Origin of the sequence: Enterobacter cloacae complex sp. I2 (genome assembly GCF_014896205.1) — a bacterium.
GTDB lineage: Bacteria > Pseudomonadota > Gammaproteobacteria > Enterobacterales > Enterobacteriaceae > Enterobacter > Enterobacter quasihormaechei.
In genome coordinates, this window is the sequence record NZ_JADBRA010000003.1 from 217886 (window position 1) to 238135 (window position 20250).

Here is a 20250-nt window from a genome sequence, read left to right on the forward strand (position 1 = left end):
CAATTGCGAGATTTGGCATCGGGGTTACGTTAATTTCTTTTCGTGATACCGGTAACAAATAAATCATATAATGAGTGACTTTGCGCAGCGGAACATATTTCGCTCAGAATCGTTTCAGCGACAAAATAGTCGTTCTATTGATGCATCGCTGTCATGTCGCTGTCATTTGGCGGGGGTAAAAAAGGGGTGATCGGGGCAACGCTGAGGGCATCATGAACGATCCTATGTTTGTCGAAACGCTGGTTATCTCCTCTTCGTTTTTTATCATCGCGATTATTCTGATCGCGTCCGTGCTGCTGCTGGAAAACGGCTGACCGTTAGCCAGCCTCTGTATTTATTGTTTCCGGAAGGTCACCAGCTCAGGACGGGCGATGCGCAGATAGTCCTGGGTATCCATAATCACCGACTTTTCCAGCAGGCCAGCGTTGAAGGCGATCTCGTCGAAACGCTCAAACAGCAGCGGATCGGCGACCAGCGTCAGATCCGGATGAAAGCTGAACGGGGGAATGGCGCCGAAAACGCAGCCGGTCAGGGTATCAACTTCCGCCGGACTGGCGAGAGAGGCCTTCAGCCCACCGAAATGGCGGGCAAGCAGGCTCAGATCGGCCTGACGATCGGCGGCGAGGATAGCCAGAATATGTTTCTTTACGCCGTTGCCTTTTACCTTGCAGACCAGCGCTTTTGCACCCTGCCGAATATCGGTCCCGCGAATTTCACTGACCGCTTCGCATTTGCCAACGGCCTCATGCTCCATCACGCGAAAGCGCGCACCCTGTTCGGTTAATAAGCTGATAAGCTGCTGATGGGTCGTCGTCCCAGTCACGTCACCAGACATAATGAATTCACCTGTGATTTGCCAATACGCAGTTTGTTACCTTAGCACGGGACGGAGAGGGCTGAAAGAAAACAGCCAGCGGGAGCGCTGGCTGTTGGGTCATGCATTGCTGGGGGACGATTGCTTCTGGAGCAATTCGCTAAAATGTAAGTGCATGAGTTTAAGTAATAAAAATCCTTCCCCAAAACATCCCCAAAATAACTCCCCAAAACTCCCCGTTTAAATCACAACTTTTTTCCATTCTAGACCACGGTCATCACCATACATTACGCTCATTGCTTCGGTTTTATGCCCTAAAAGAGTTTTGACATCTATACCCTGAGCTTTGTATGTTCTTGATGAAAGCGAGCGCTGTTCATGAAACGGCGGGAGGGCAGTGCAATCCTTAGGCCAGGCAATATTTGCTTTATCTCTTGCCTCCTTAAAATATCTTGATATTGTTTTTTCGGGAACGTGAGATCCCGCTTTACCGTAAGCGTGATGCTTAACGTGATGTATCAGATAAGGACTCACTACTCTATCGCGACACTTACGGATAACATCAGCCAGAGTCAATCCGATTGCATCGCACCTTAAATTTAAGGGGATAGCTAACTTCATTCCGGTTTTATTTTGGGTAACATGAAGGTGGTTATCCCAAATATCACTAAACTTCATTTCGACTATGTCACCTATCCTTTGCCCGGTTACTAAAGCCAAAAGCATAGAATTTTGAGCGCAAGGCGGCAAAGAACCTGCGCTTTCAAAAATCAGCTTCCATTGTTCAATGCTAAGTCTGCTTCGTTTCACTTTGGCTATTGGATTTTTTACAGCCAAGGCTGGGTTGTAGCCAGGATCAACCTCGCCAGCATGCTGCGCCTCTTTGAACACGTCGTTTAGTACGCTTCTTATCAGTTGGCCCATTCTGTGCTTTCCCTCTGCCTTATACTCATCAATAATTTTTGCAATGAGTCTTGTATCTACATCTTTCAGGCGAAGGTTTGGAACTCTGTCTGCGAGGATCTGAGAACATAATCGTCTGGATTTTACAGTAGGTTTTTTTATCTCACCGTCACGCAACCTATCCATCTGAATTTCGATGTATTTTTTAATCCACTCAGAAACACGTATGCCCTGATCCTTTTTGCCTGAGTTCTTCATTGCCATATCAATCAGAGCATATGATTGCTGAGTTTCTTGTTCTGCGGTTATACGGTTCATCTCGATTGCAGCAGCTTTAGCCGCTTCATCATCTGTTCCGAATCCAATAAATGAACCTGTTACAGGGTGGCGATATTGCCAATATATTTTTGAAGTACGCTTATCTAATTTACAGTAAAGGTTGGGTATTTTGACATTATGTTTTCTGGGGCGAGCTGCCATTTATTGCTTTCTCCACTAACTGGCGGGCCTTGTCTGATAATGATGAAGAAATATCAACACTGCCAACCATGCCAACAAAACGAGCATCTTCATCTATAACCCAGCGTCGACCTTGCTTTAAGGCTGGCGGATAAGTTTGCTTGGTCTTTGCTATTTTGTTTAATGCTGAGTTGCTTAATGGATATTTGAATCCATTAGGACCAGATGCCCACTCATGAAGTGTTACTAACTGCCCCATGCGTTTCTCTCCACTTAACCGGCTGCACCCGGTGTTTAATTCTGCAATTTATCCTTCATGCTCTTAACTGTTACCGTAAGCAGATCGATATCAGTGACTTTTCCGTGAACGATTTCAGCTATCCGCTCAACAATAGCGCGGTAGTTTGTTTGTTCGGCTTTACCATAAAGCAGCGATGCCAGCGCTAACTTCATCGCCTCAAGCGCCATCACCGCGTCTTCGTTTACTGCTCCGGGCGTCGCATCGCGCTCTTCTTCAAGCTCCGCGATGGTCTTCAATAGCCATTCTTTGGTAAGTTTGATCATGGGTTAGTCCTTCACAAAGATAATCCAGTGGGTTTTATCGTTCTTCCCGGTACGCTGACCAATAGCTGGCTTCTCGTCTGTCAGCGCCAATATCTGGCTCACTGGGATCTGCGTCTCGTTCCATTTGAAGATGAGCACTCCGTGTGGCCGCAATACACGGAACGCCTCTTTGAAACCGGCGCGCAGGTCAGAGCGCCAAGTTTTTTTGTTCAATCTCCCGTATTTTTTACCCATCCACGCCGTTTGACCGACCCGCTCAAGGTGCGGAGGATCGAAGACCACCACCGAGAACGAGGAATCAGCAAATGGCAGGTCGCGGAAATCAGCAATCAAATCAGGATTAATAACCAGACGACGGCCATCGCACAGTTCGTGCTCTTCGCTCCGGATATCAGTGAATAACGTGCGCGTATCGCGTTTGTTGAACCAGAACATGCGGGAACCACAGCACATATCGAGGATTGTTTGCTCTGACATGCTCACTCTCCTTTACCGTTGCCAGAGGCGTAGCTGACGTCAGCAGATACCAGGGCCGCCAATACATCTTCGCGAGAAAACCACTCCCCGTTAGGGGAAGGAGTAGGGCACATGTCTACCTCGTAACGTTCAGGAAGCTTCACCATCCTCGCTTCAAGCTCAGCAATCCGCTTCTCTGCGGCTTCCAGCTCATTCAGCAGCGCCAGCACGGTTGCGGGGCTGGCTGCGGCGATGAAGCGCTTATTGGATCGATTATCTGGTCCTGAGCATGATGCAATGTAGTAATTGGCGTTCAGACCGGCATCAGCAATTACCCCATGGTAGTCATCAGTACACCACTCTCCCGGCGTTGCGTTTTCTGCTGCCGTACGCAGCGACTGTTTGTCGATGTTGCTCATTGGGCGGCCTCCGGTGGGTAGCAATCGTCATCGAAATATTTCTCTGCAACACGCATGTTGAAGTGGTCGATGTTCATCTCTGCAACCTGGAGTTTCGCTCCAACAATGCCAGTGCATCGATTTACGTAATCCCGGTTTTCCTGGTCTTCCGCTACCCATTCAATAAGGTCCTCCGCCACGCGCTTTAAGCAACGCAGAGCGCAGTCCATATCAGTAAAATGCTGAGCGTTTGTGATGCAGGAGACAACGTAATACGTGGTGACTTTTGGCCCATCAGCGCGCCGTTTGAGCTCTCTTTCGACTGCGTTTTTCAGGTCAGCCAGCTGATGGTCATTGAGTTTCTCGACTTCCTTGCTCATGACTGCGCTCCTTTGCGAAGCTCGTCGGCGAAGTTCTCAGCATCTGCGGCCATGCCAGCAGCCTCTTCAGACATCCTCATGCTTCGGCAACGCAAAGCCTGTTGTCGCTCTCGCTTATGTGCAGCAAACATCTCCACACCCTGCGCCATTACATCAGCCAGGATAACTTCGGTTGCTGGGGTTTTAACGTCGACCAGCATTCGAACGCTTTCGACATTTTCCGGATCGGTTGATTGCTGCCATCTGATAGTTGCGTCAATCGCAGCTTTAATCCCCGCATTTTCCGCAGCCAGCGCAGCAGCTTCATTACGAACCTTACGCAGTTCCAGAACAGCTACCTGCACTGCATAAGCGAACATAGCAGCAGGGCGGTCACTCACCTTTTCACTGTCTCGTTGCATGTTGACAGCAATAGTCATCAGTTCTTCCAGCTGTTCGCTGGTCATTGGTTTATTGGCTGTCATGATTTTGCTCCTGCTGCAATTTGTGTTGCTTAACGAAGTGGGCCACAGCCTTTGACTGGCTGGCGACAATGGTTTTGTCATCCATGTCCAGCCAAACGGTTTTACCTCGATACAGTGAGGCCCGACCAATTTCCTTACCATCGAGCATCACATATAGAGAACGTCCGCGAATTTCTGTTGTCGGTACTGGTTGTGACAAGCGATAGAGTTCACGTGCTTCGGCAATCGCTTTATGTTCGTCCATAATCGACAGCGCCTCGGCCAGAGCAGTGCCTTCAAGAGTAAAGACACCTTCATCACTGATCGTGGCCTGAGCCATCAGCTCAACGAAACGGCGTGCGTTCTTTACGCTCAGCTCCGGCGCGATAGAGCTACGGGTTACTTTCGATTTACCCTGGGCAGCCGCTACAGCTTTATCATGTTGGAGAACTTTCCCGGCCTGTTCGCCATACTCCATAACGCGATCAACCGCGACATCTACAGACACCGCACCGGATTTAACCTCTCGCTGAACGTCATGGTTCGCCGTGCTGAGGAGCAGCAGCTTTTCAACGGTGGCCACAGACTTATTCACCAGCTTTGCTATCTCGCTGGTAGTCTGGTTGAAGGCGTTATGAAGCTCCTGAATAACAGCTGCCTGTTCCATATCGGATAGCGGAAGCTGGTTGTTACTGGTCATGATGCGCGCCAGGCGCTGAACATCGTTACCGTTGAACGGCATGATGTGAATGCGGTCTACTGGCTTACCAGCTTCTGCACAGCGCGCATAGCAGCGACGCCGACGGTGGCCTTCAACAACCCACACTCCACCTTCATCGCGGGCGATAACTTCCAGTGGAGGAACAGAACCACCGTTCATCAGGTAGTTGAAGAGGTCATCATCTGCCTGGCGGGTACGCTCATCATCTTCACGTTTGTTGAAACCTTCCCGCACATGGATTTGGTCAAGGCTGATGAACATCCCGGTATCGGTGCGCTTGATGGTCCCGTCACGGGTCATTTGCTTGAATGAGTTAGCCATCAGAGAGCCACCTCGCTATTTTGGGAAATGACGACGGTAGACAACTCACGTAGTTCTCGCTGGGCTTCCAGTAAATGCATATTGGTTCTGGTCTTCGTGTGGCGTTCAACAATGCGGTCACATTCTTTGGCCCAGCTTGCGACATCTTCACGCAAGGTGGCGTTCTGAACAGCCAGTTCCTTACGCTGAACCATCGCTTCACAAAGCGCGACGCTGGTGTAGTCCAGACGGTTAGCCAGTTCGGTCATAATGCCGCGATAAGCTGGCGGAAGGAGAGGGGCGGCCTTACGCGCTGCGTCGATCAGCTGCTCCCGGGTCATACGTGGTTGTAATTCGGTGACGTTCTGTGTGTTCGTCATGGATAGTTTCTCCGTGTTATACGCGCTCTGCACAGCGCTGAATTTTGGTTGCACGAATCCCGGCACTTGAATGCTGCCAAATTCGTCTTTATTCATTAGGTATTAAAAATATTCGCGATTATCAGAACGAACGCGTTCGAGAATAATTTTTGCTTCATCCAAGGTTGGTGCAAGCAAGGCTTTCTCTATCGCTCTGGCAAAACTAATCGCATCGCATTCGTAGCTGTCTGCCCGTGATTCCCAATCAGATGCCTCTTCTTCAGCAGAAGAAATGCGGTCATCGTATTCATATTCCAGCTCGTGGCGAACCTCAGCGCGAAGACTTTCACGAATAATGTCTGACGCTTCTTCAAGTGGAAGAATGACCAGTAAATTTTCGGGCTGATAAGTACCATATTTGACAGCCAAATCATTTGCAGACATGCTACCTCCAGAAAAAGCGCCCGCCGCTGAGCGGGCAAATAACATTTTTCCAATCCAACCAGAACAGGCTCATCGTCTCCTGTTGGTTGAGATGGCGTTATTACCATCACCAAGCACCCTGAGGATGCTTGAGGCTGGCAGCCACAATCGACACTGCAATGTCGACACGTTACTTCTCCACAATTGAGAGCGCGTTCTCCTGAGTTGATTCAACGACTGAGGCCTCTCAAGATGTATACAGAACGCGCTTTCAGTTGTGAAAAAATGCGGTGGTCAGCAAGGAAAACAAACAAAGCACTGCCACCGCCAAGACTACACACAGCATCTGGTACAGCTACTACGGTTAACACAACTGGAAGCGCACTCCGTTCGTTTACTTACCTGCCATCCACAACCGATAGTTGATGGAGTGCGCTTTCATGTTGTGTGCCGGGATTCCACCGGCTCCCATCTGTTTTTAAAGCCACTCAGATATCGTCTGGGCTGTCACCTGATCGCCACGCTGGTGAAACGTCTCTGGCCGTCGTACTTGCCTGGCTTGCACATTCCGGCTACCCGCTGGATCTGGAAAAAGTAATGCAAGGAATCCCCGGACCGCTGCGACACATGTGCCATATGCCGTACTGCTAACCTACCGATGGTCTTAAACATCATCACCCCGGCGCATATTGAGTATCACCAATAGTAATTAAATGGTCAACACCTGTAGTGATAAAAATATCATCAGTAGTGTTAACTTTATGATTGTTAAGGTGAAAAAAGATGCAAAAAAAAGGAGCCGGATGGCTCCTTACTCGAAGATATTTTCAGGCCATTGGGCCTTAACAACTTTGCCGATTATCCTGCAATTCTCATTACATTCAATGGCCTGATAGCGAGGGCTGGGGTTTAGAGGTTCAAGCCATGGCTTACCATCTTCTCGAACATATTTTTTAAATGTGACCTCTGAATCGTTGAAGATACCTGCAACACAGAAATCACCAGGCTCAACATCCTGTTCTGGATCTATGAGTATAAGCATTCCCTCAGGAAAACTCGGTTTTACTCCTGGCGGGGCAGTCATCGAATGACCTGATACCTCAAGCCAAAAGGCAGAATCACTGGCTTTAACAGTAGTTGAAACCCATTCCTTCGCGTCTCGTTCTGTGTATGTATTAACCGGGCAAAATGAGCCAGCCTGTACTTCGGTTAATAGCGGGTACTCATACACAGAGGAATGACTCCTTCCGTTCGCAATCGCCTCAAACATAGCTGATATCTCAGCTGCAAGGGATGGGCTGAAATCATCGACTTTTACTCCGAGAATTTTAGCGAACTGTGCAGCATGGGTAGCGTTGATAGCATTTGTGCCATTCAGTAACTGAGCGACACCACTTTGTCCCATACCCATTTGTTCAGCCAAAGTCTCCTGTGAGAGCCCCAGCGCTTTTTTCTTGGACTCAAAGATAGCTTTCAGCCTGTTGGCATCGGCAATTTGTTCGGCGGTCAATGGTTTCTTTTTCATTCTCATAATTTATCACCGCACGGCATAATCACCAATCACCGCTAGTGTTGACATATTTATCACTAACAGTGATACTCCTTATGTGCAAACCACGAGGAAAACCAATGAAGATTATTCCGCTATCTGAATATGTTTTGGAAAACGGTCAGGCCAAAACAGCTGAAGCTCTTGGGGTATACCAAAGTGCCATCAGTAAAGCCCTCAAGCGTAATCGCAGGGTAAACATCCTGGTTAATGAAGACGGGAAAATTGAAGCCGAGGAAGTACGACCATTCCCTAACAAAAACAAACCTGCTGATCCTGACGTTGCAGTAACACCGTAACCCAGCAATCAGCATTTCGTAACTACCAAAGGAAAAACAACATGGTAGAGCCAAGCCTGAAAGAAGTAGTTAAAGCGATGTGCAAAGCGTATCCAGGAGGCCGTGAGGCTATGGCCGGTGCTCTTGGGATGTCAGTAACGCAGTTCAACAACAACCTGTATGAGAAGAATGGCTGCCGCTTCTTTGAAGTGAACGAGCTGGAGGCCATGGAAGACATCTCGAATACGTCCCTACTGGCAGATTACTTTGCCCGTCGTCGTGGTGCGCTGCTGGTGGACGTTCCTCAACTTGAAGACCTTGATCGTGTCGACCTGTTTGATCGTGCTATGAGAACGTCAGCAGCGCGCGGACGTGTTGATACCGTGATCCAGAGAGCTCTCGAAGATGGAGTAATCGAACGTCATGAAGCTGAAGAAATCAACGAATATCACCGCCGTCATCTGGCAGCGCGTGAAGAAGAGATCCGCGCGATTGTCGCGCTGTTTAGCCGTAAGAAAAGCCAAAAAAAGTGACGCCCGCGAGTGTGCAGCTCCGGGCGTCGTGGCGTGTCGTATTCAGTGGAGAAACTAACGCATGAACAGTTTAAACCGATTGAGACCAGCGAAGCAATTCAGATGCCTTCCACTGGTGGGGAAAGATTCCCCGTTCGGCTATGTGGAGAGATTAAACAACCAGGCGGATCAGAACAACTACCAGCCTGTGAACGCGATGGTAGAGGCATTTGCACTGATGAACGAGAAGGGGCGTGAGGAATGGCTGAAGTTGACCGGCGATTCAGAGACCACAGAGGCATCACCGTCCACGTCATCAGATGGGAGCCCGAGACTCGACGCGTTATATACCTTCGCGAAGGGTACGATCATGAGTGCTTCAGCCCTCTTGAGCAATTCCAGCGTAAAATTACAGAGTTAAAGGACGACCATGAGCACTAAGTTAACAGGTTACGTTTGGGACGCTTGCGCTTCTTCAGGCATGAAGCTGTCCAGCGTTGCCATCATGGCGCGTCTGGCAGATTTTAGCAGTGATGAAGGGGTTAGTTGGCCTTCCATTGCTACCATCGCGCGCCAGATTGGTGCTGGTGAGAGCACGGTTCGCACAGCCATATCTCAGCTGGAAAAAGACGGCTGGTTAACGCGCCATCAGCGTCGTAAAGGCAACCGCAATGCGTCAAACGTTTACCAGCTCAATGTTGCGAAATTACAGGCTGCTGCCTTTTCTCACCTGTCAGAATCTGACGCATCAAAATCTGACGCATCAAAATCCGACCCGTCAAAATTTGATGCGTCGAAAAACAGTAATAATGGCAGTTTTCACCCGTCAGAATCTGGTGGGGATCCGTCAGTAAAATCAACTACTGATCCATCAGATAAAAAACCTAATTGTCAGGTTGCGCCGCAACCCGACACTGCATGTGTCAATCAGGTTGATTTGATAGCTGGTCAGGCAGTCTTAATCCTCAACCATCTCAATGAAGTTACTGGTAAGAGTTTCCGCAAGGGGAAGAGCTCCCTGGATAACATCCGCGCCAGACTTCGTGAGAGCTTTACGCCCGATGAGCTGCTACTGGTTATTGATTACAAACACGAGCAGTGGAAAGACACGAAATACTACGAGCACATGCAACCTACGACGTTGTTCAGGCCAACGAAGTTCGAAGGATATTTGCAGAATGCTTTGCGCTGGAATAGCAAAGGTCGACCTAAGCGTGAGGACTGGGACGCTGTCCGCAAACAAGATCCATTGAAATTCGGTCAGCCAGACAAAGCCATCCCGGCGGGCTTCAGAGGAGCGAACTCATGAGTCTTCTGAAAGATATTCAAATTTTCATCGCTGAAAATCCTGGGTTAACTAACAAACAAATCGCAGCTTCAATGCCTCAATACAACGTTCACTCTGTACAGCGCGGTGTATGCCATCTGGTCAAACTGAATCGCGCAACCCGCAAGCATAACGGTAAGTGCTACCAGTATTTTGCCAAAGCGCCGGGTGGTGACGTTAGCGAGGGGCGTTCTGCACTAAAAATTAACCGGGCAGATACACCCGCTGTATTAGAACACGAAGAAGCGCCGAATCCAGCTGTAACCACGATGATGGATAAGGCTCAGGACCTGTTTGAAAAAGGGTTCTACCTGCGTGCGGCCACGGTTCTGATGGATGCCTTCAATCGCTCTAAGAACGAAGAGCAGCGGATGAAGATACTGATTGAGCGTCAGCGTTGCCTGAGCATGGCGCCGAAAGTGAAAGCACCCTCTGATGCATGGTGTCTGGCTGGCCGAGCGAGGAATGTCTGATGAAATATTCACTGATTTATGCTGACCCTGCGTGGGAATACGGGAACACCATCAGCAATGGCGCTGCAAATAACCATTACGGCACGATGAAGCTTATCGACATGAAGCGCCTCGCGGTTTGGGACCTGGCTGCCGATGATGCAGTTCTGGCTATGTGGTTCACCGGTACGCACACCCGAGAAGCTATCGAGCTGGCTGAAGCGTGGGGCTTTAAGGTCCGCACGATGAAGGGCTTTACCTGGGTAAAGTTCAACCCACTGGCAGAGAAGCATATCAACAAAGTACTTCAGGCAGGCCGTGTGGAAGATTTTTACGACTTCCTCGACCTGCTGAACGCACAGACACGCATGAACGGCGGGAACTACACCCGAGCCAATACCGAAGACCTGTTGATCGCCACCAGGGGAAATGGACTTGAACGCAAGTGCGCCAGCATCAAGCAGGTTATTTACAGTCCACTCGGTGAGCACAGCCAGAAACCAGCAGAGGCGCGTTTCCGTCTGGAGAAGCTTTACGGTGACGTTCCGCGCATCGAACTATTCAGCCGTTGCGGAGCGCCTGGCTGGGACCACTGGGGAAATCAATCTGAATCACCAGCTGTTGAGCTTATACCGGCAGTTGCCGTTCCCATGAAAAAACTACAGGAGCGCGCCGCATGAAAAAGCTATCTACCGAGCATGAGAACGCTGTGCGTGATGTAGCCCGTCAATGCAACGATGCCATCAAAAAAGCCCTAAAGCAGAAGCCAAAGCCAAGCTGGAATGTCGTAGTGCCTCCGATCCTGAAGGAGTGCCACGAGAAGGTTAAACCGATGGGCGTAAGCCTGGTGATGTTTAACAGCGTAATCGGACGCCTGAACGGGCGTTATGGAGTCGAGTCATGATCGAATTAACGCCGCGTCAGAATGAAGTGTTCGAAGCCATCAAGGTTCATATCGAAAAGGCAGGCTTCCCACCTACGATGCTGGAGCTTGCCGGATTAATTGGCTGCGCATCACCGAACGCTGCTGTTGCGCACGTGAAGTCACTTAAGAAAAAGGGTTACATCAATGTTGCTCCTGGCGCAGCCAGGGGCATTACCGTCGTCAAAACGGAATGGGATACAGATCCAGTGACGATCATCAAAGACCTGCTATCCGGTGGAGATAAGGCCAGAGATAACGCTGTTGAATGGCTGAAAAAACAGGGAGTGACGTTATGAAACTGGTGCTCCCGTTCCCACCGAGCGTAAACACTTACTGGCGAGCCCCAAACAAGGGACCGTTAAAAGGCCGCCATCTTATCAGCGAGAAGGGCAGGGCATACCAGAGCGCGGCATGTGCAGCGATCATTGAGCAACTGCGTTGCTTACCAAAACCATCATCATCACCAGCTGCGGTGGAGATCCTTCTCTTTCCGCCAGATGCCCGCCGCCGCGACATCGACAACTACAACAAGGCTCTGTTTGATGCGCTTACGCATGCTGGCATTTGGGAGGATGACAGCCAGGTGCAGAGAATGCTGGTGGAGTGGGGGCCGAAGGTAGCGGGGGGACGTGTAGAAATATCGATCAAGAAACATGAACCTCTGGCGGGTGCAGCCGCCTGATAAGTGGAGAAGAGCATGAATCAGATGAACATCACCGTAACGTGTCCGACGCACCATGCCGCCGCAATGGGCCATCAGATAACGATGTCCAGTCGTGAAATTGCGAAGTTGGTTGATTCCCGTCACAGCAATGTCTGCGTAACCATCGAGCGACTGATGAAATCCGGCGTGATTGGGGGGTATGCTGCAATGCAGTACACCCATCCTCAGAACCAGCAGGTTTACCACTACTACGAAGTTAATAAGCGAGACAGCTATGTCATCGTCGCGCAGCTGTGTCCGGAATTTACTGCCCGTCTGGTTGATCGCTGGCAGGAACTGGAGAGCGGGGCCGGGATGGTTGTTCCCCAAACACTCCCTGAAGCACTCAGGCTCGCCGCCGACCTTGCCGAACAGAAGCAACGTCTGAGTGAAGAACTGGCAATAGCCGCACCGAAGGCTGAATTTGTTGATCGCTACGTCAAAGCCACCGGGTCAATGACATTCCGGCAGGTTGCAAAGCTCCTTAACGCCAAAGAACCCGAGTTCGCGATGTTCCTCATTGAGAATGGCATCATGTACCGCCTGAACCGCGTGCTTACTCCGAAGAGTAAACACATCGAAGCAGGCCGATTTGAAGTTAAGACCGGGACCACCAACCAGACAAACTATGCGTTCAATCAGTCTCGTTTCACGGCGAAAGGGGTGCGCTGGATAGGTGGACTTTGGGCAGAGTATGTCGCTAAGGGGCAAATTGCGTGAGAGCCATACTGACGCCTGAAATTGCGCCGATGTCCGGGGTGGTTCTGTTCCGCCCTGGTAACGAACTGCTCTGGCTATTCCGTCAGGGAAGGGTAGTTATTGAGCCACCATCCGAAGCCATCCAGCATCTGCCATCTGGATTAATCCCTGAAGCCCACCAGCCCCTGACTGACGATGCCAACATGCAGGCTATTTTCGTTAACGAGAGGGTCATTCAGCGAGCTGGTGGATTGAGTAGCCTTGATGCCTGGCTGGAGAGAAAATTTGAATGTCAGTGGCCTCACACTGACTGGCATGCCAGTGACTTTACGGTTATGCGCCACGCTCCGGGGAGCATTCGTGTTTGTTGGTCATGTGATAACCATTTACGTGAGCAAACCACTGAAAGACTGGCAGGAATTGCCATGCAGAACCTGGTAAAATGGCTTCTGGAAAGGGTAAATATTGATTTAGGTTTCAGTACTGACCACACTCTTTCGCTTCCTGAGTTCTGCTGGTGGATGGTACGTAACGATCTGGCTGACCTTGTTCCTGAATCAGTGGCGAGTAAAGCACTCAGAATCAAGCCTGAACAGCATAGTTCAGTGATGAGGGAAAGCGATATTGTCCCGTTATTACCGGCTACGCAAATCTTTCAGGAGAAGGCAAAAAAGATAGTGTCGGTGAAGGTCGATCCTGAATCACCGGAATCTTTCATGCTTAGGCCAAAGCGCCGACGCTGGGAGAACGATAAGTACACCCGCTGGGTGAAGTCGCAGCAGTGCAGTTGCTGCAATAACCCGGCAGACGACCCCCACCACCTGATAGGCCACGGGCAGGGTGGAATGGGTACCAAAGCGCATGACCTGTTTGTGATACCGCTGTGCAGAGCGCATCACGACGAGTTACACGCTGATCCCGTGGCATTTGAAGCGAAATACGGCGACCAGTTAACGCTGCTGTTTCGGTTTTTAGATCGTGCGCTGGCAATCGGCGTACTGGCGTAAGTGGAGACGCAAATGATCAATCCTTCAGAAGTAGGTAAATCCGGCGAGTTGGTTCGCCTTCGCACTCTCGAAAGTATCTGGGTACAGGGAAAGCTCCGCATGTGGGGCCGCTGGTCTTATATCGGTGGTGGCTCGGGCGGAAACATGTTCAACCAGCTGCTGGCATCCGGGAAAATAACCAAATCCGCCATCAACGATGCGCTGCGCCGCATGAAGAAATCCGGCATCACTAAACCCGAGCTGGAAGCATACCTGCGTGAAATTCTCGAAAGCAAAAACAAAACTGGCCTGGCGTTCTGCTCTGACGAGGAGGGGCTGAAGATTGATGGCGTTATTGCTGCCGTATTGATGAACGAAGAATACCGTGGGTTGTATGGTGTGATTGTTGATCGTCATCGTCTGCGCAAGAGCAAACTCCAGATGGCTAAAGAGCTTAATTCAAAACACCCCGACTGGACCCTCATCACGTGCCGACGTCGCATAGATACATGGGTTAGTTTTGCAGAATCGATCCTTTACGCACCACTTTGTGACGCGTTCGGCACAAATGGCGACAGATTTAAGTTGCAGAGTGAGCAAGAAAGTGCTTAAATTGTGCTAGGCTCGGGACAGTAAAGCGTACTGAGCAACAGAACAAAACTTAAACCCGCCACTGTTGCGGGTTTTTTCATTTCTACAGGCTGCCATTTGGCGGCCTTTTTCATATCTGCGCCACGCTCGGCGCAATTCAACCACAGAGCCTTTCAGGGGTGAGCCATAGGGAACGGTCGGTGTGACTGTCTCTGTGGGCTGATCATTCCTGAGCGCTGGCTCACCCGCTAAAAGGAAAGTCACTATGTTCGGTATCTTCAAAAAGAAAGCACGTAAAGCTGTTGTCGAGGTTAAGAAAATGGAAAACCGCGACGCGGTTGAAGCTACGGTGTGGGGTGCTTACTCCATTGCGTATGCCGACGGTACATGCGACGCGAAAGAAATCGCCACTCTGGAAAAAACCATTTCAGCAATGCCTGCTTTCGCACCGTTCGCTGGTGAGATCGCACAGATGAGTAGCAATATCCGTGCTCGCTATGAAGCTTCGCCGCGCTCTGCTAATGCTCAGGCGTTGCGCGAACTGGCTGACGTTGCCGGTACAAGCGATGCTGTTGATGTTCTTTGCCTGTGCCTTGATGTCGCTGACAACGACGGCATCGGGGAAGAAGAAGAGAAGCAGCTCAAGAAAATTGCTCAGGCGCTGCAACTTCCACTGGACCAGTACCTGTGATCGGGAAATTGCGCTGGGTAGCCGCCGGGGTATTGATGTTCCTGGTGGTTGCCATCGACTTCACCAGCAAAATGATGTCCATCCTTGCTGATGGCGTGCTGGTAGCCGGGGTGATTGCTTTACTCTGGCCCGTGTTTAAATCCAGTAAATAACACTGTGCAAAAGGTCATTTCTGATGGCCTTTGACAGAGTGACAAATTATGCCGCATTGCGGTTTTCTTTCCCCTCATTTTGAGAGGATTCACAGCATTGAGGGGGACCGATGTCCGATCCGATTTCCGGCTCTGGGTTAGCCGGTGTAGCTTTGACCGGGGCCAGTGTTTACGGGCTTCTAACCGGAACTGATTACGGTGTTGTTTTTGGTGCATTCGCAGGCGCCGTATTCTACATAGCGACAGCGGCTGACCTGAGTGTGTTGCGTCGGCTGGCTTACTTCGTCGTGTCCTATATTGTCGGCATTCTTGGCTCTGGTCTGGTTGGCTCAAAGCTCGCATCCTGGACGGAATATAGCGATAAACCGCTGGATGCCATCGGTGCCGTGATTGTCTCTGCGCTGGCCGTTCAAATCCTTACGTTCCTGAATAAGCAGGATATCGGCTCGCTGGTGGCGCTGATAACGCGCCGGGGAGGTTCAGGTGGTACTAAATGACCCATCAGCAACGATCAACGCGCTACTCTGCGCCGGAGTTGTGATTACCCTGATGTTTTATCGCCGTGGTGATTCGCGGCATCGGCCTTGGATTTCGCGTTTAGCCTGGCTGATTACCGTCACTTACAGCGCTGTGCCGCTGGCGTACCTGTGTGGGATTTACCCGCATTCATCATGGGCCACAATTGCGGCAAACATTATATTCCTTTCCGTGCTGGTGGCCGTCAAAGGCAACGTTGCACGCCTGGTTGATCATCTGAGGCACTAATGAACCAATCACAATTTCAGAGGGCGGCTGGTATCAGCGCCGGGTTAGCTGCGCGCTGGTTTCCGCATATCGACGCCGCTATGAGGGAATACGGCATCACCGCACCGCTAGATCAGGCCATGTTTATTGCCCAGATGGGGCATGAAAGCACCAGATTTACCCGGCTGGTGGAAAACCTGAATTACGCTGCTGAAAACCTGGTGCCGACGTTCGGCAGCCACCGCATCACGCCACAGCAGGCCGCCGCACTTGGCAGAACGGCTACGCAACCGGCAAACCAGAAAGCGATCGCAAATCTGGTGTACGGTGGTGAGTGGGGAAAAGAACACCTTGGCAATCAGGTTGCCGGTGATGGCTGGAAATATCGCGGTCGTGGGCTGAAACAGATTACCGGCCTGAGCAACTATCGCAGTTGTGGCCAGGCGTTGAAACTGGACCTTGTTACTCATCCGGAGCTGCTTGAAAAGGATGAATACGCCGCGCGCTCAGCCGCATGGTTCTATGCCTCCCGCGGTTGCCTGCTTCATTCCGGCGATGTTGAGCGCGTTACGCTGCTAATCAATGGCGGCCGCAACGGGCTGGATAAACGCCGCGCACTATTTAATCTGGCGAAATCCGTTCTGGTGTGAGGTGAATGTGGGGATCGAAACGATAATCGGGCTGGCCGCACTGATGATTTCCGCTATTGCCGGCGCTTTTGGCCTGGGCCATATTCGCGGCACCAGCAAAGCGGAAGCGCAAGCCGACCAGCAGCGCACCGAAGATAACGCAGCTGCAACGGTCGCAGCAGCTGAACGCCGGGTAGATGCAACGAAAGAGGCCAGCAATGTACAGCAGACTGTTAACCATATGCCTGGCGACGATGTTGATCGCGAGCTGCGGGACAACTGGACCCGTAAGGGTTGAGGTAGTGGACACGGCTTGCGACTGGGTTAAACCCATTTACGGAACGGATCACGACTGGGATGTTCTGGACAAGCAGACCAAGCGCGACATTCTGGCGCATAACAAAGCGTGGCAGGCGAACTGCCACGCAACGAAAGATTAATCTCTCATGAAGGCTGCTTTTCTTGCAGCGCGGAACCCTTCTTCTTCTTCGCAGCTTTCACATAGCATGCTATCGAGTTCATAGCATTGAAGCAGTCTTTCGTTTTCAATCGTACTTGGGCAATCGAAGTAAGTACCATTCTCTCCATCAAATTCGTCAAACCAACCTTGGCAAGGCACGTTTTCTATAAGGGGGAGTAAAGCATTTTCATAGAGATACATTTGCTTTTCTGAAAGATTGTCAAGATTGCCTTGACCAACAATTTTTTGGGCAACACCCCAAACATTGTCTTCATTTAGTTTATTCTCATTTGCAGACTCTCGAATAAGTTCTTCTTTATTTTGGACTAAATATCTAAGCACTTGAATGCTCATAAAATCTCCATTTTATGTGTTGATACCAATTAGACAAAACCATCCGAGAATAGCCCTCAAATCAGGCGCTAATCAAATCTATTAACTTATTGTTTGATCTACAAGCGCATCGCACGCGCGCATCAAAGAAAGTCTTTCAGCTGTGAGCCTGGGCAAACCGTTAACTTTCGGCGGCTTTGCCGTGCGACAGGCTCACGTCTAAAAGGAAAATCAAATGCAGGTCACTATTGATGGTGTCCCGTATGTGCCTGCCTGCGCTTCAGCGTCAAGGATTGGCATTGCCATTTCGACACATCAGCGCGCAGACGTTTTAAAACGTTCTCTCGAACAGCATCTGAGGCACCTGCCAGCCGGCGCGCTGGTGGTGGTTGTCGATGATGGTTCAAAACCTGCCGCAGTAGTGCCTGACGGCGTGCAGCTGCTTCGCCATGAAACATCACTCGGCATTGTTGCTTCGAAGAACGTCAGTTTAACCGCGCTGATGGACGCCGGGTGCGAGCATCTATTCCTTTGGGACGATGACGCCTGGCCCGTCGCTGATAACTGGCACTTGCCTTACATCGAATCACCCGAACCGCACCTGGCGTACCAGTTTCTAGATCTGGCTGGCACGAAAAAACTGAACGATATGGCGGTCCTGTACCGGGATGATAAGCACATCGCTTACACCGGGCAGCGCGGCGTGATGCTGTATTACCACCGCAGCGCTATCGAGAAGGTTGGCGGTTTCGATCCGGTATACGGTCGCGGCATGTACGAGCATCCTGATCTGGCGCTACGGATCCACAACGCCGGGTTATCGACCTGGGCGTTCGCTGATGTGGTCGGCTCTGAAAAGCTGATTCACTCGATGGATGAGCATGAAGAGGGCACGCGTTCAATTCCTCGGCCTGACCGGGAAGCTTTAGTAAAGCGTAACGTTGGTATCTTCAATGCACGGCGCGACAGTGGGTATACCGGATTTGCCTCATACAGCAGCAACCCTAACTTGGTGATTACCACGTTACTGACCAGCCAGCCGGATCCGCAGCGTGGCGGGAAGATGAAACCAGACCCGCAGGTGTTGCAGGTCTGGGCGGACTCAATATCAGGTGCGCTGCCGATTGTACTGGCTGACGAGTTGAAAGAGTCGCCAATCGGTGCTGATTTGTATGAGGTGCCAGCCTTAAACATGAGTCCGTACTTTGCGCGCTGGCTGCATATCTATCAGTTCCTTCGTGCTCATCCTGAACACCACCTTGTCTGGTGTACCGACGGCACTGACGTTGAGATGCTGAGAGAGCCATGGGCAGAAATGAAGCCGGGTAAAATTTACGTCGGCTCTGAGCACAAGACGTATGCCGACGAATGGATGAAGGCTAATCACCATGGCAAAGCCTATAGCGAGTTCCTCGAACGGCATCGTGACAATCAGCTGCTTAATGCTGGCCTGCTTGGTGGCAGCCGAGAAGATGTAATGGAGTTTGCTCACCGGATCATCCGTCAGCATTATCTGATTGAAAGTCACCGCTACTGGAAGATGGAGACGGCACCCGCCACGCTGGTGGACATGGGCGCTTTCGGTATCGCTGCTAAGTCATTCGGTGATCGAATCGTTACCGGTCCTAAGGTGCACACCATCTTCAAAACTGATGGTTTCGGTAAAGAAGGTGCTTGGTGGCGCCATAAATAGCGGGAGCATGGCATAATGAAAGTGGCTAGGGTAGCTCCTGAAAAGCGGCATCGTCACCGCCTGCCACTGATGATATGACGAGCAACTCAGGCGAGGTTGTTATGAGTGACTGGATAAGCGTTGAAGAGCGCACTCCAGAGAATCAGGAAGGGAAGTGGTCGAAAGACGTTATAGCGCTTAGTGATTCTGGAGACGTGTTCAGGTTGGCTTGTATGGGCGGTTACTGGCAAAGGACGCAAGCATTTATTGATTCGGGTGCTACCAGGGTAACTCACTGGATGCCACTGATTTATCCTGATGATTAAGAAAAATGGAAATAGAGGTCGCTTCGGCGGCCTTTTTTATTGGAGGTTCGCTGGTGGCTGGAGACATAAAGATTGTGGTGGTCGGCCATCACTCTCGCATAGGTCATGCGCAACGTCTTGCCGCGTTGCTGGATGCTCATCTGCTTATTGATGACGGTGCCCACGGCGCGAACTGGAATCATCGACGTGCGCTTGAGTGGGCTGCCTGCCAACCATGCCGGGTAGTGGTGCTGGAAGACGACGCGATGCCCGTTCCTTTGTTTGCCGAGCTGGTGGTCGACTGGCTGACCCGCTTCCCTGACGACATGCTGAGCTTTTATCTCGGTACTGGCCGACCACCTCAGTATCAGATGCAGGTAGCCGAACGTCTGATTGTTGCTGACAAGACACGGTCTGACTTCATCACGCTGCCGCGCCTTATACACGGCGTGTGCTACAGCGTACCGCCTCAGCATATTGAACGAGTCCTTTCTCGATGGGACAGCAGTAAGCCAGCCGACTATGCAGTCGGGGATGCCTATGGCGGCGCGGTGGTTTATCCGTGTTACTCGCTGGTGGACCATGCAGATGGTGAACCGGTTGAACGTCACCCTGACTCAGCGCCACGAACAGAACGCCGACGAGCGTGGAGGCTGGCGTGAATAAAGAACCGCGTATCTACAGCAGCAAATGGGACAGAGAGCGTCTGGTGTTCCTTCGCGCACATCCTCTCTGTGTTATGTGCCGGGATCAGGGAAGGGTGGCAGCAGCAACGGTTGTTGACCACATCATTCCGCACAAACTTAAAGAAGCTCTTCGATCTGGCGATGCGGCAGCCATAAGCAAAGCCCAGAAGCTCTTCTGGAGCCGCAGTAACTGGCAGGGCCTGTGCAAGCAGCATCATGATTCAACGAAGCAGAGGATGGAGAAGCGCGGCACTATCATCGGCTGTGATGAAAGCGGCCTTCCTCTTGATCCGACTTCGCACTGGTTCAAACGATAACATTTCTCATTCGTGAGCG

The 20250-nt window shown here is 50.9% G+C and carries 37 protein-coding genes; 24 read left to right on the forward strand and 13 right to left on the reverse strand.

The window, feature by feature from the left end:
- Positions 1-212 precede the first annotated feature (212 nt).
- Entirely contained in the window at positions 213-314 is a 102-nt protein-coding gene (gene yoaI / locus IM300_RS22605; RefSeq protein ID WP_226842027.1) for a small membrane protein YoaI, read from the forward strand.
- Between the two features lie 20 nt (positions 315-334).
- On the opposite strand, the gene IM300_RS04080 is transcribed toward yoaI, so the two are convergent.
- The 12 genes from IM300_RS04080 to IM300_RS04135 all read right to left on the reverse strand — a co-directional run bounded on the left by IM300_RS04080 (position 335) and on the right by IM300_RS04135 (position 7751).
- The gene (locus IM300_RS04080; protein ID WP_063866401.1) at positions 335-835 is read right to left on the reverse strand and encodes a YbaK/prolyl-tRNA synthetase associated domain-containing protein; all 501 of its coding nucleotides are present in this window, start codon (positions 833-835) and stop codon (positions 335-337) included.
- Between the two features lie 219 nt (positions 836-1054).
- Positions 1055-2197: a phage integrase Arm DNA-binding domain-containing protein gene (locus IM300_RS04085; RefSeq protein WP_193035398.1), complete on the reverse strand. Its 1143-nt coding sequence runs from the start codon at positions 2195-2197 to the stop codon at positions 1055-1057.
- On the reverse strand, positions 2172-2435 hold the full coding sequence (locus tag IM300_RS04090; RefSeq protein ID WP_022650818.1) for an excisionase: 264 nt from the start codon (positions 2433-2435) through the stop codon (positions 2172-2174). Before IM300_RS04090 ends, IM300_RS04085 begins: the two co-directional genes overlap by 26 nt.
- Positions 2436-2470: 35 nt before the next feature.
- On the reverse strand, positions 2471-2740 hold the full coding sequence (locus tag IM300_RS04095; protein ID WP_193035458.1) for a hypothetical protein: 270 nt from the start codon (positions 2738-2740) through the stop codon (positions 2471-2473).
- Between the two features lie 3 nt (positions 2741-2743).
- Entirely contained in the window at positions 2744-3217 is a 474-nt protein-coding gene (locus IM300_RS04100; protein WP_193035400.1) for a class I SAM-dependent methyltransferase, read from the reverse strand.
- A gap of 2 nt (positions 3218-3219) precedes the next feature.
- Entirely contained in the window at positions 3220-3615 is a 396-nt protein-coding gene (locus IM300_RS04105; protein ID WP_193035402.1) for an ead/Ea22-like family protein, read from the reverse strand.
- Complete coding sequence (locus IM300_RS04110; protein WP_193035404.1) at positions 3612-3974, reverse strand: DUF5448 family protein; 363 nt, start codon at positions 3972-3974, stop codon at positions 3612-3614. Before IM300_RS04110 ends, IM300_RS04105 begins: the two co-directional genes overlap by 4 nt.
- Positions 3971-4438, reverse strand: a complete 468-nt coding sequence (locus IM300_RS04115) for a hypothetical protein (RefSeq protein ID WP_193035406.1) — start codon at positions 4436-4438, stop codon at positions 3971-3973. Before IM300_RS04115 ends, IM300_RS04110 begins: the two co-directional genes overlap by 4 nt.
- Entirely contained in the window at positions 4425-5459 is a 1035-nt protein-coding gene (locus IM300_RS04120) for a chromosome partitioning protein ParB (protein WP_193035408.1), read from the reverse strand. The genes IM300_RS04115 and IM300_RS04120 overlap by 14 nt, the downstream gene beginning before the upstream one ends.
- The gene (locus IM300_RS04125) at positions 5459-5818 is read right to left on the reverse strand and encodes a hypothetical protein (RefSeq protein ID WP_226842029.1); all 360 of its coding nucleotides are present in this window, start codon (positions 5816-5818) and stop codon (positions 5459-5461) included. The genes IM300_RS04120 and IM300_RS04125 overlap by 1 nt, the downstream gene beginning before the upstream one ends.
- Positions 5819-5920: 102 nt before the next feature.
- Positions 5921-6241, reverse strand: coding sequence for a hypothetical protein (locus IM300_RS04130; protein ID WP_022648915.1), 321 nt, complete (start codon positions 6239-6241; stop codon positions 5921-5923).
- 790 nt (positions 6242-7031) lie between these two features.
- Positions 7032-7751, reverse strand: coding sequence for a LexA family transcriptional regulator (locus tag IM300_RS04135; protein ID WP_023305899.1), 720 nt, complete (start codon positions 7749-7751; stop codon positions 7032-7034).
- Positions 7752-7849: 98 nt separating this feature from the next.
- On the opposite strand from IM300_RS04135, the gene IM300_RS04140 reads away from it, so the two are divergent.
- The 19 genes from IM300_RS04140 to IM300_RS04230 all read left to right on the forward strand — a co-directional run bounded on the left by IM300_RS04140 (position 7850) and on the right by IM300_RS04230 (position 16898).
- Positions 7850-8068, forward strand: a complete 219-nt coding sequence (locus tag IM300_RS04140; RefSeq protein ID WP_023305900.1) for a Cro/CI family transcriptional regulator — start codon at positions 7850-7852, stop codon at positions 8066-8068.
- Positions 8069-8109: 41 nt separating this feature from the next.
- On the forward strand, positions 8110-8580 hold the full coding sequence (locus IM300_RS04145) for a YmfL family putative regulatory protein (RefSeq protein ID WP_032634711.1): 471 nt from the start codon (positions 8110-8112) through the stop codon (positions 8578-8580).
- A gap of 240 nt (positions 8581-8820) precedes the next feature.
- Positions 8821-9000 carry a DUF4222 domain-containing protein gene (locus IM300_RS04150; protein ID WP_193035410.1) on the forward strand — a complete coding sequence of 60 codons (180 nt, stop codon included), beginning with the start codon at positions 8821-8823 and terminating at the stop codon, positions 8998-9000.
- Entirely contained in the window at positions 8990-9868 is an 879-nt protein-coding gene (locus tag IM300_RS04155; RefSeq protein ID WP_193035412.1) for a conserved phage C-terminal domain-containing protein, read from the forward strand. Before IM300_RS04150 ends, IM300_RS04155 begins: the two co-directional genes overlap by 11 nt.
- The gene (locus tag IM300_RS04160) at positions 9865-10359 is read left to right on the forward strand and encodes a hypothetical protein (RefSeq protein WP_193035414.1); all 495 of its coding nucleotides are present in this window, start codon (positions 9865-9867) and stop codon (positions 10357-10359) included. The genes IM300_RS04155 and IM300_RS04160 overlap by 4 nt, the downstream gene beginning before the upstream one ends.
- Positions 10359-11018: an MT-A70 family methyltransferase gene (locus IM300_RS04165; RefSeq protein WP_193035416.1), complete on the forward strand. Its 660-nt coding sequence runs from the start codon at positions 10359-10361 to the stop codon at positions 11016-11018. Before IM300_RS04160 ends, IM300_RS04165 begins: the two co-directional genes overlap by 1 nt.
- Complete coding sequence (locus IM300_RS04170; RefSeq protein WP_045626440.1) at positions 11015-11242, forward strand: hypothetical protein; 228 nt, start codon at positions 11015-11017, stop codon at positions 11240-11242. The genes IM300_RS04165 and IM300_RS04170 overlap by 4 nt, the downstream gene beginning before the upstream one ends.
- On the forward strand, positions 11239-11559 hold the full coding sequence (locus IM300_RS04175) for a LexA family transcriptional regulator (RefSeq protein WP_193035418.1): 321 nt from the start codon (positions 11239-11241) through the stop codon (positions 11557-11559). The genes IM300_RS04170 and IM300_RS04175 overlap by 4 nt, the downstream gene beginning before the upstream one ends.
- Positions 11556-11945, forward strand: a complete 390-nt coding sequence (locus IM300_RS04180; protein WP_022648904.1) for a RusA family crossover junction endodeoxyribonuclease — start codon at positions 11556-11558, stop codon at positions 11943-11945. The genes IM300_RS04175 and IM300_RS04180 overlap by 4 nt, the downstream gene beginning before the upstream one ends.
- Positions 11946-11969: 24 nt before the next feature.
- Positions 11970-12686 (forward strand): phage antirepressor KilAC domain-containing protein, encoded by a 717-nt coding sequence (locus IM300_RS04185; RefSeq protein ID WP_370552234.1) that lies wholly within the window; start codon positions 11970-11972, stop codon positions 12684-12686.
- Entirely contained in the window at positions 12683-13672 is a 990-nt protein-coding gene (locus IM300_RS04190; RefSeq protein WP_193035422.1) for a DUF968 domain-containing protein, read from the forward strand. The genes IM300_RS04185 and IM300_RS04190 overlap by 4 nt, the downstream gene beginning before the upstream one ends.
- Before the next feature lie 12 nt (positions 13673-13684).
- Positions 13685-14263 (forward strand): DUF1133 family protein, encoded by a 579-nt coding sequence (locus IM300_RS04195; protein ID WP_049024620.1) that lies wholly within the window; start codon positions 13685-13687, stop codon positions 14261-14263.
- 244 nt (positions 14264-14507) lie between these two features.
- The gene (locus IM300_RS04200) at positions 14508-14933 is read left to right on the forward strand and encodes a tellurite resistance TerB family protein (protein WP_193035424.1); all 426 of its coding nucleotides are present in this window, start codon (positions 14508-14510) and stop codon (positions 14931-14933) included.
- Positions 14930-15085 (forward strand): DUF3927 family protein, encoded by a 156-nt coding sequence (locus IM300_RS04205; RefSeq protein ID WP_023296243.1) that lies wholly within the window; start codon positions 14930-14932, stop codon positions 15083-15085. The genes IM300_RS04200 and IM300_RS04205 overlap by 4 nt, the downstream gene beginning before the upstream one ends.
- A 110-nt stretch (positions 15086-15195) precedes the next feature.
- A complete protein-coding gene (locus tag IM300_RS04210; RefSeq protein ID WP_193035426.1) occupies positions 15196-15582 on the forward strand; it encodes a phage holin family protein in 387 nt (128 codons plus the stop codon).
- Positions 15569-15850 carry a phage holin family protein gene (locus tag IM300_RS04215; protein WP_048240575.1) on the forward strand — a complete coding sequence of 94 codons (282 nt, stop codon included), beginning with the start codon at positions 15569-15571 and terminating at the stop codon, positions 15848-15850. The genes IM300_RS04210 and IM300_RS04215 overlap by 14 nt, the downstream gene beginning before the upstream one ends.
- On the forward strand, positions 15850-16479 hold the full coding sequence (locus IM300_RS04220; protein WP_193035428.1) for a glycoside hydrolase family 19 protein: 630 nt from the start codon (positions 15850-15852) through the stop codon (positions 16477-16479). The genes IM300_RS04215 and IM300_RS04220 overlap by 1 nt, the downstream gene beginning before the upstream one ends.
- Before the next feature lie 7 nt (positions 16480-16486).
- The gene (locus IM300_RS04225; protein ID WP_193035430.1) at positions 16487-16756 is read left to right on the forward strand and encodes a hypothetical protein; all 270 of its coding nucleotides are present in this window, start codon (positions 16487-16489) and stop codon (positions 16754-16756) included.
- A 4-nt stretch (positions 16757-16760) separates the two neighbouring features.
- Positions 16761-16898, forward strand: coding sequence for a hypothetical protein (locus IM300_RS04230; protein ID WP_226842031.1), 138 nt, complete (start codon positions 16761-16763; stop codon positions 16896-16898).
- Here IM300_RS04230 and IM300_RS04235 read toward each other — a convergent pair.
- Positions 16895-17272, reverse strand: a complete 378-nt coding sequence (locus IM300_RS04235; protein WP_045911165.1) for a hypothetical protein — start codon at positions 17270-17272, stop codon at positions 16895-16897. The two genes, IM300_RS04230 and IM300_RS04235, sit on opposite strands and share 4 nt — an antisense overlap.
- A gap of 214 nt (positions 17273-17486) precedes the next feature.
- On the opposite strand from IM300_RS04235, the gene IM300_RS04240 reads away from it, so the two are divergent.
- The 4 genes from IM300_RS04240 to IM300_RS04255 all read left to right on the forward strand — a co-directional run bounded on the left by IM300_RS04240 (position 17487) and on the right by IM300_RS04255 (position 20231).
- Positions 17487-18944 (forward strand): glycosyltransferase family 2 protein, encoded by a 1458-nt coding sequence (locus IM300_RS04240; protein ID WP_193035434.1) that lies wholly within the window; start codon positions 17487-17489, stop codon positions 18942-18944.
- Positions 18945-19045: 101 nt separating this feature from the next.
- Positions 19046-19249 carry a DUF551 domain-containing protein gene (locus IM300_RS04245; protein ID WP_226842033.1) on the forward strand — a complete coding sequence of 68 codons (204 nt, stop codon included), beginning with the start codon at positions 19046-19048 and terminating at the stop codon, positions 19247-19249.
- Positions 19250-19299: 50 nt separating this feature from the next.
- Positions 19300-19890 carry a hypothetical protein gene (locus IM300_RS04250; RefSeq protein ID WP_193035456.1) on the forward strand — a complete coding sequence of 197 codons (591 nt, stop codon included), beginning with the start codon at positions 19300-19302 and terminating at the stop codon, positions 19888-19890.
- Positions 19887-20231: an HNH endonuclease signature motif containing protein gene (locus IM300_RS04255; protein ID WP_193035438.1), complete on the forward strand. Its 345-nt coding sequence runs from the start codon at positions 19887-19889 to the stop codon at positions 20229-20231. Before IM300_RS04250 ends, IM300_RS04255 begins: the two co-directional genes overlap by 4 nt.
- Positions 20232-20250 lie beyond the last annotated feature (19 nt).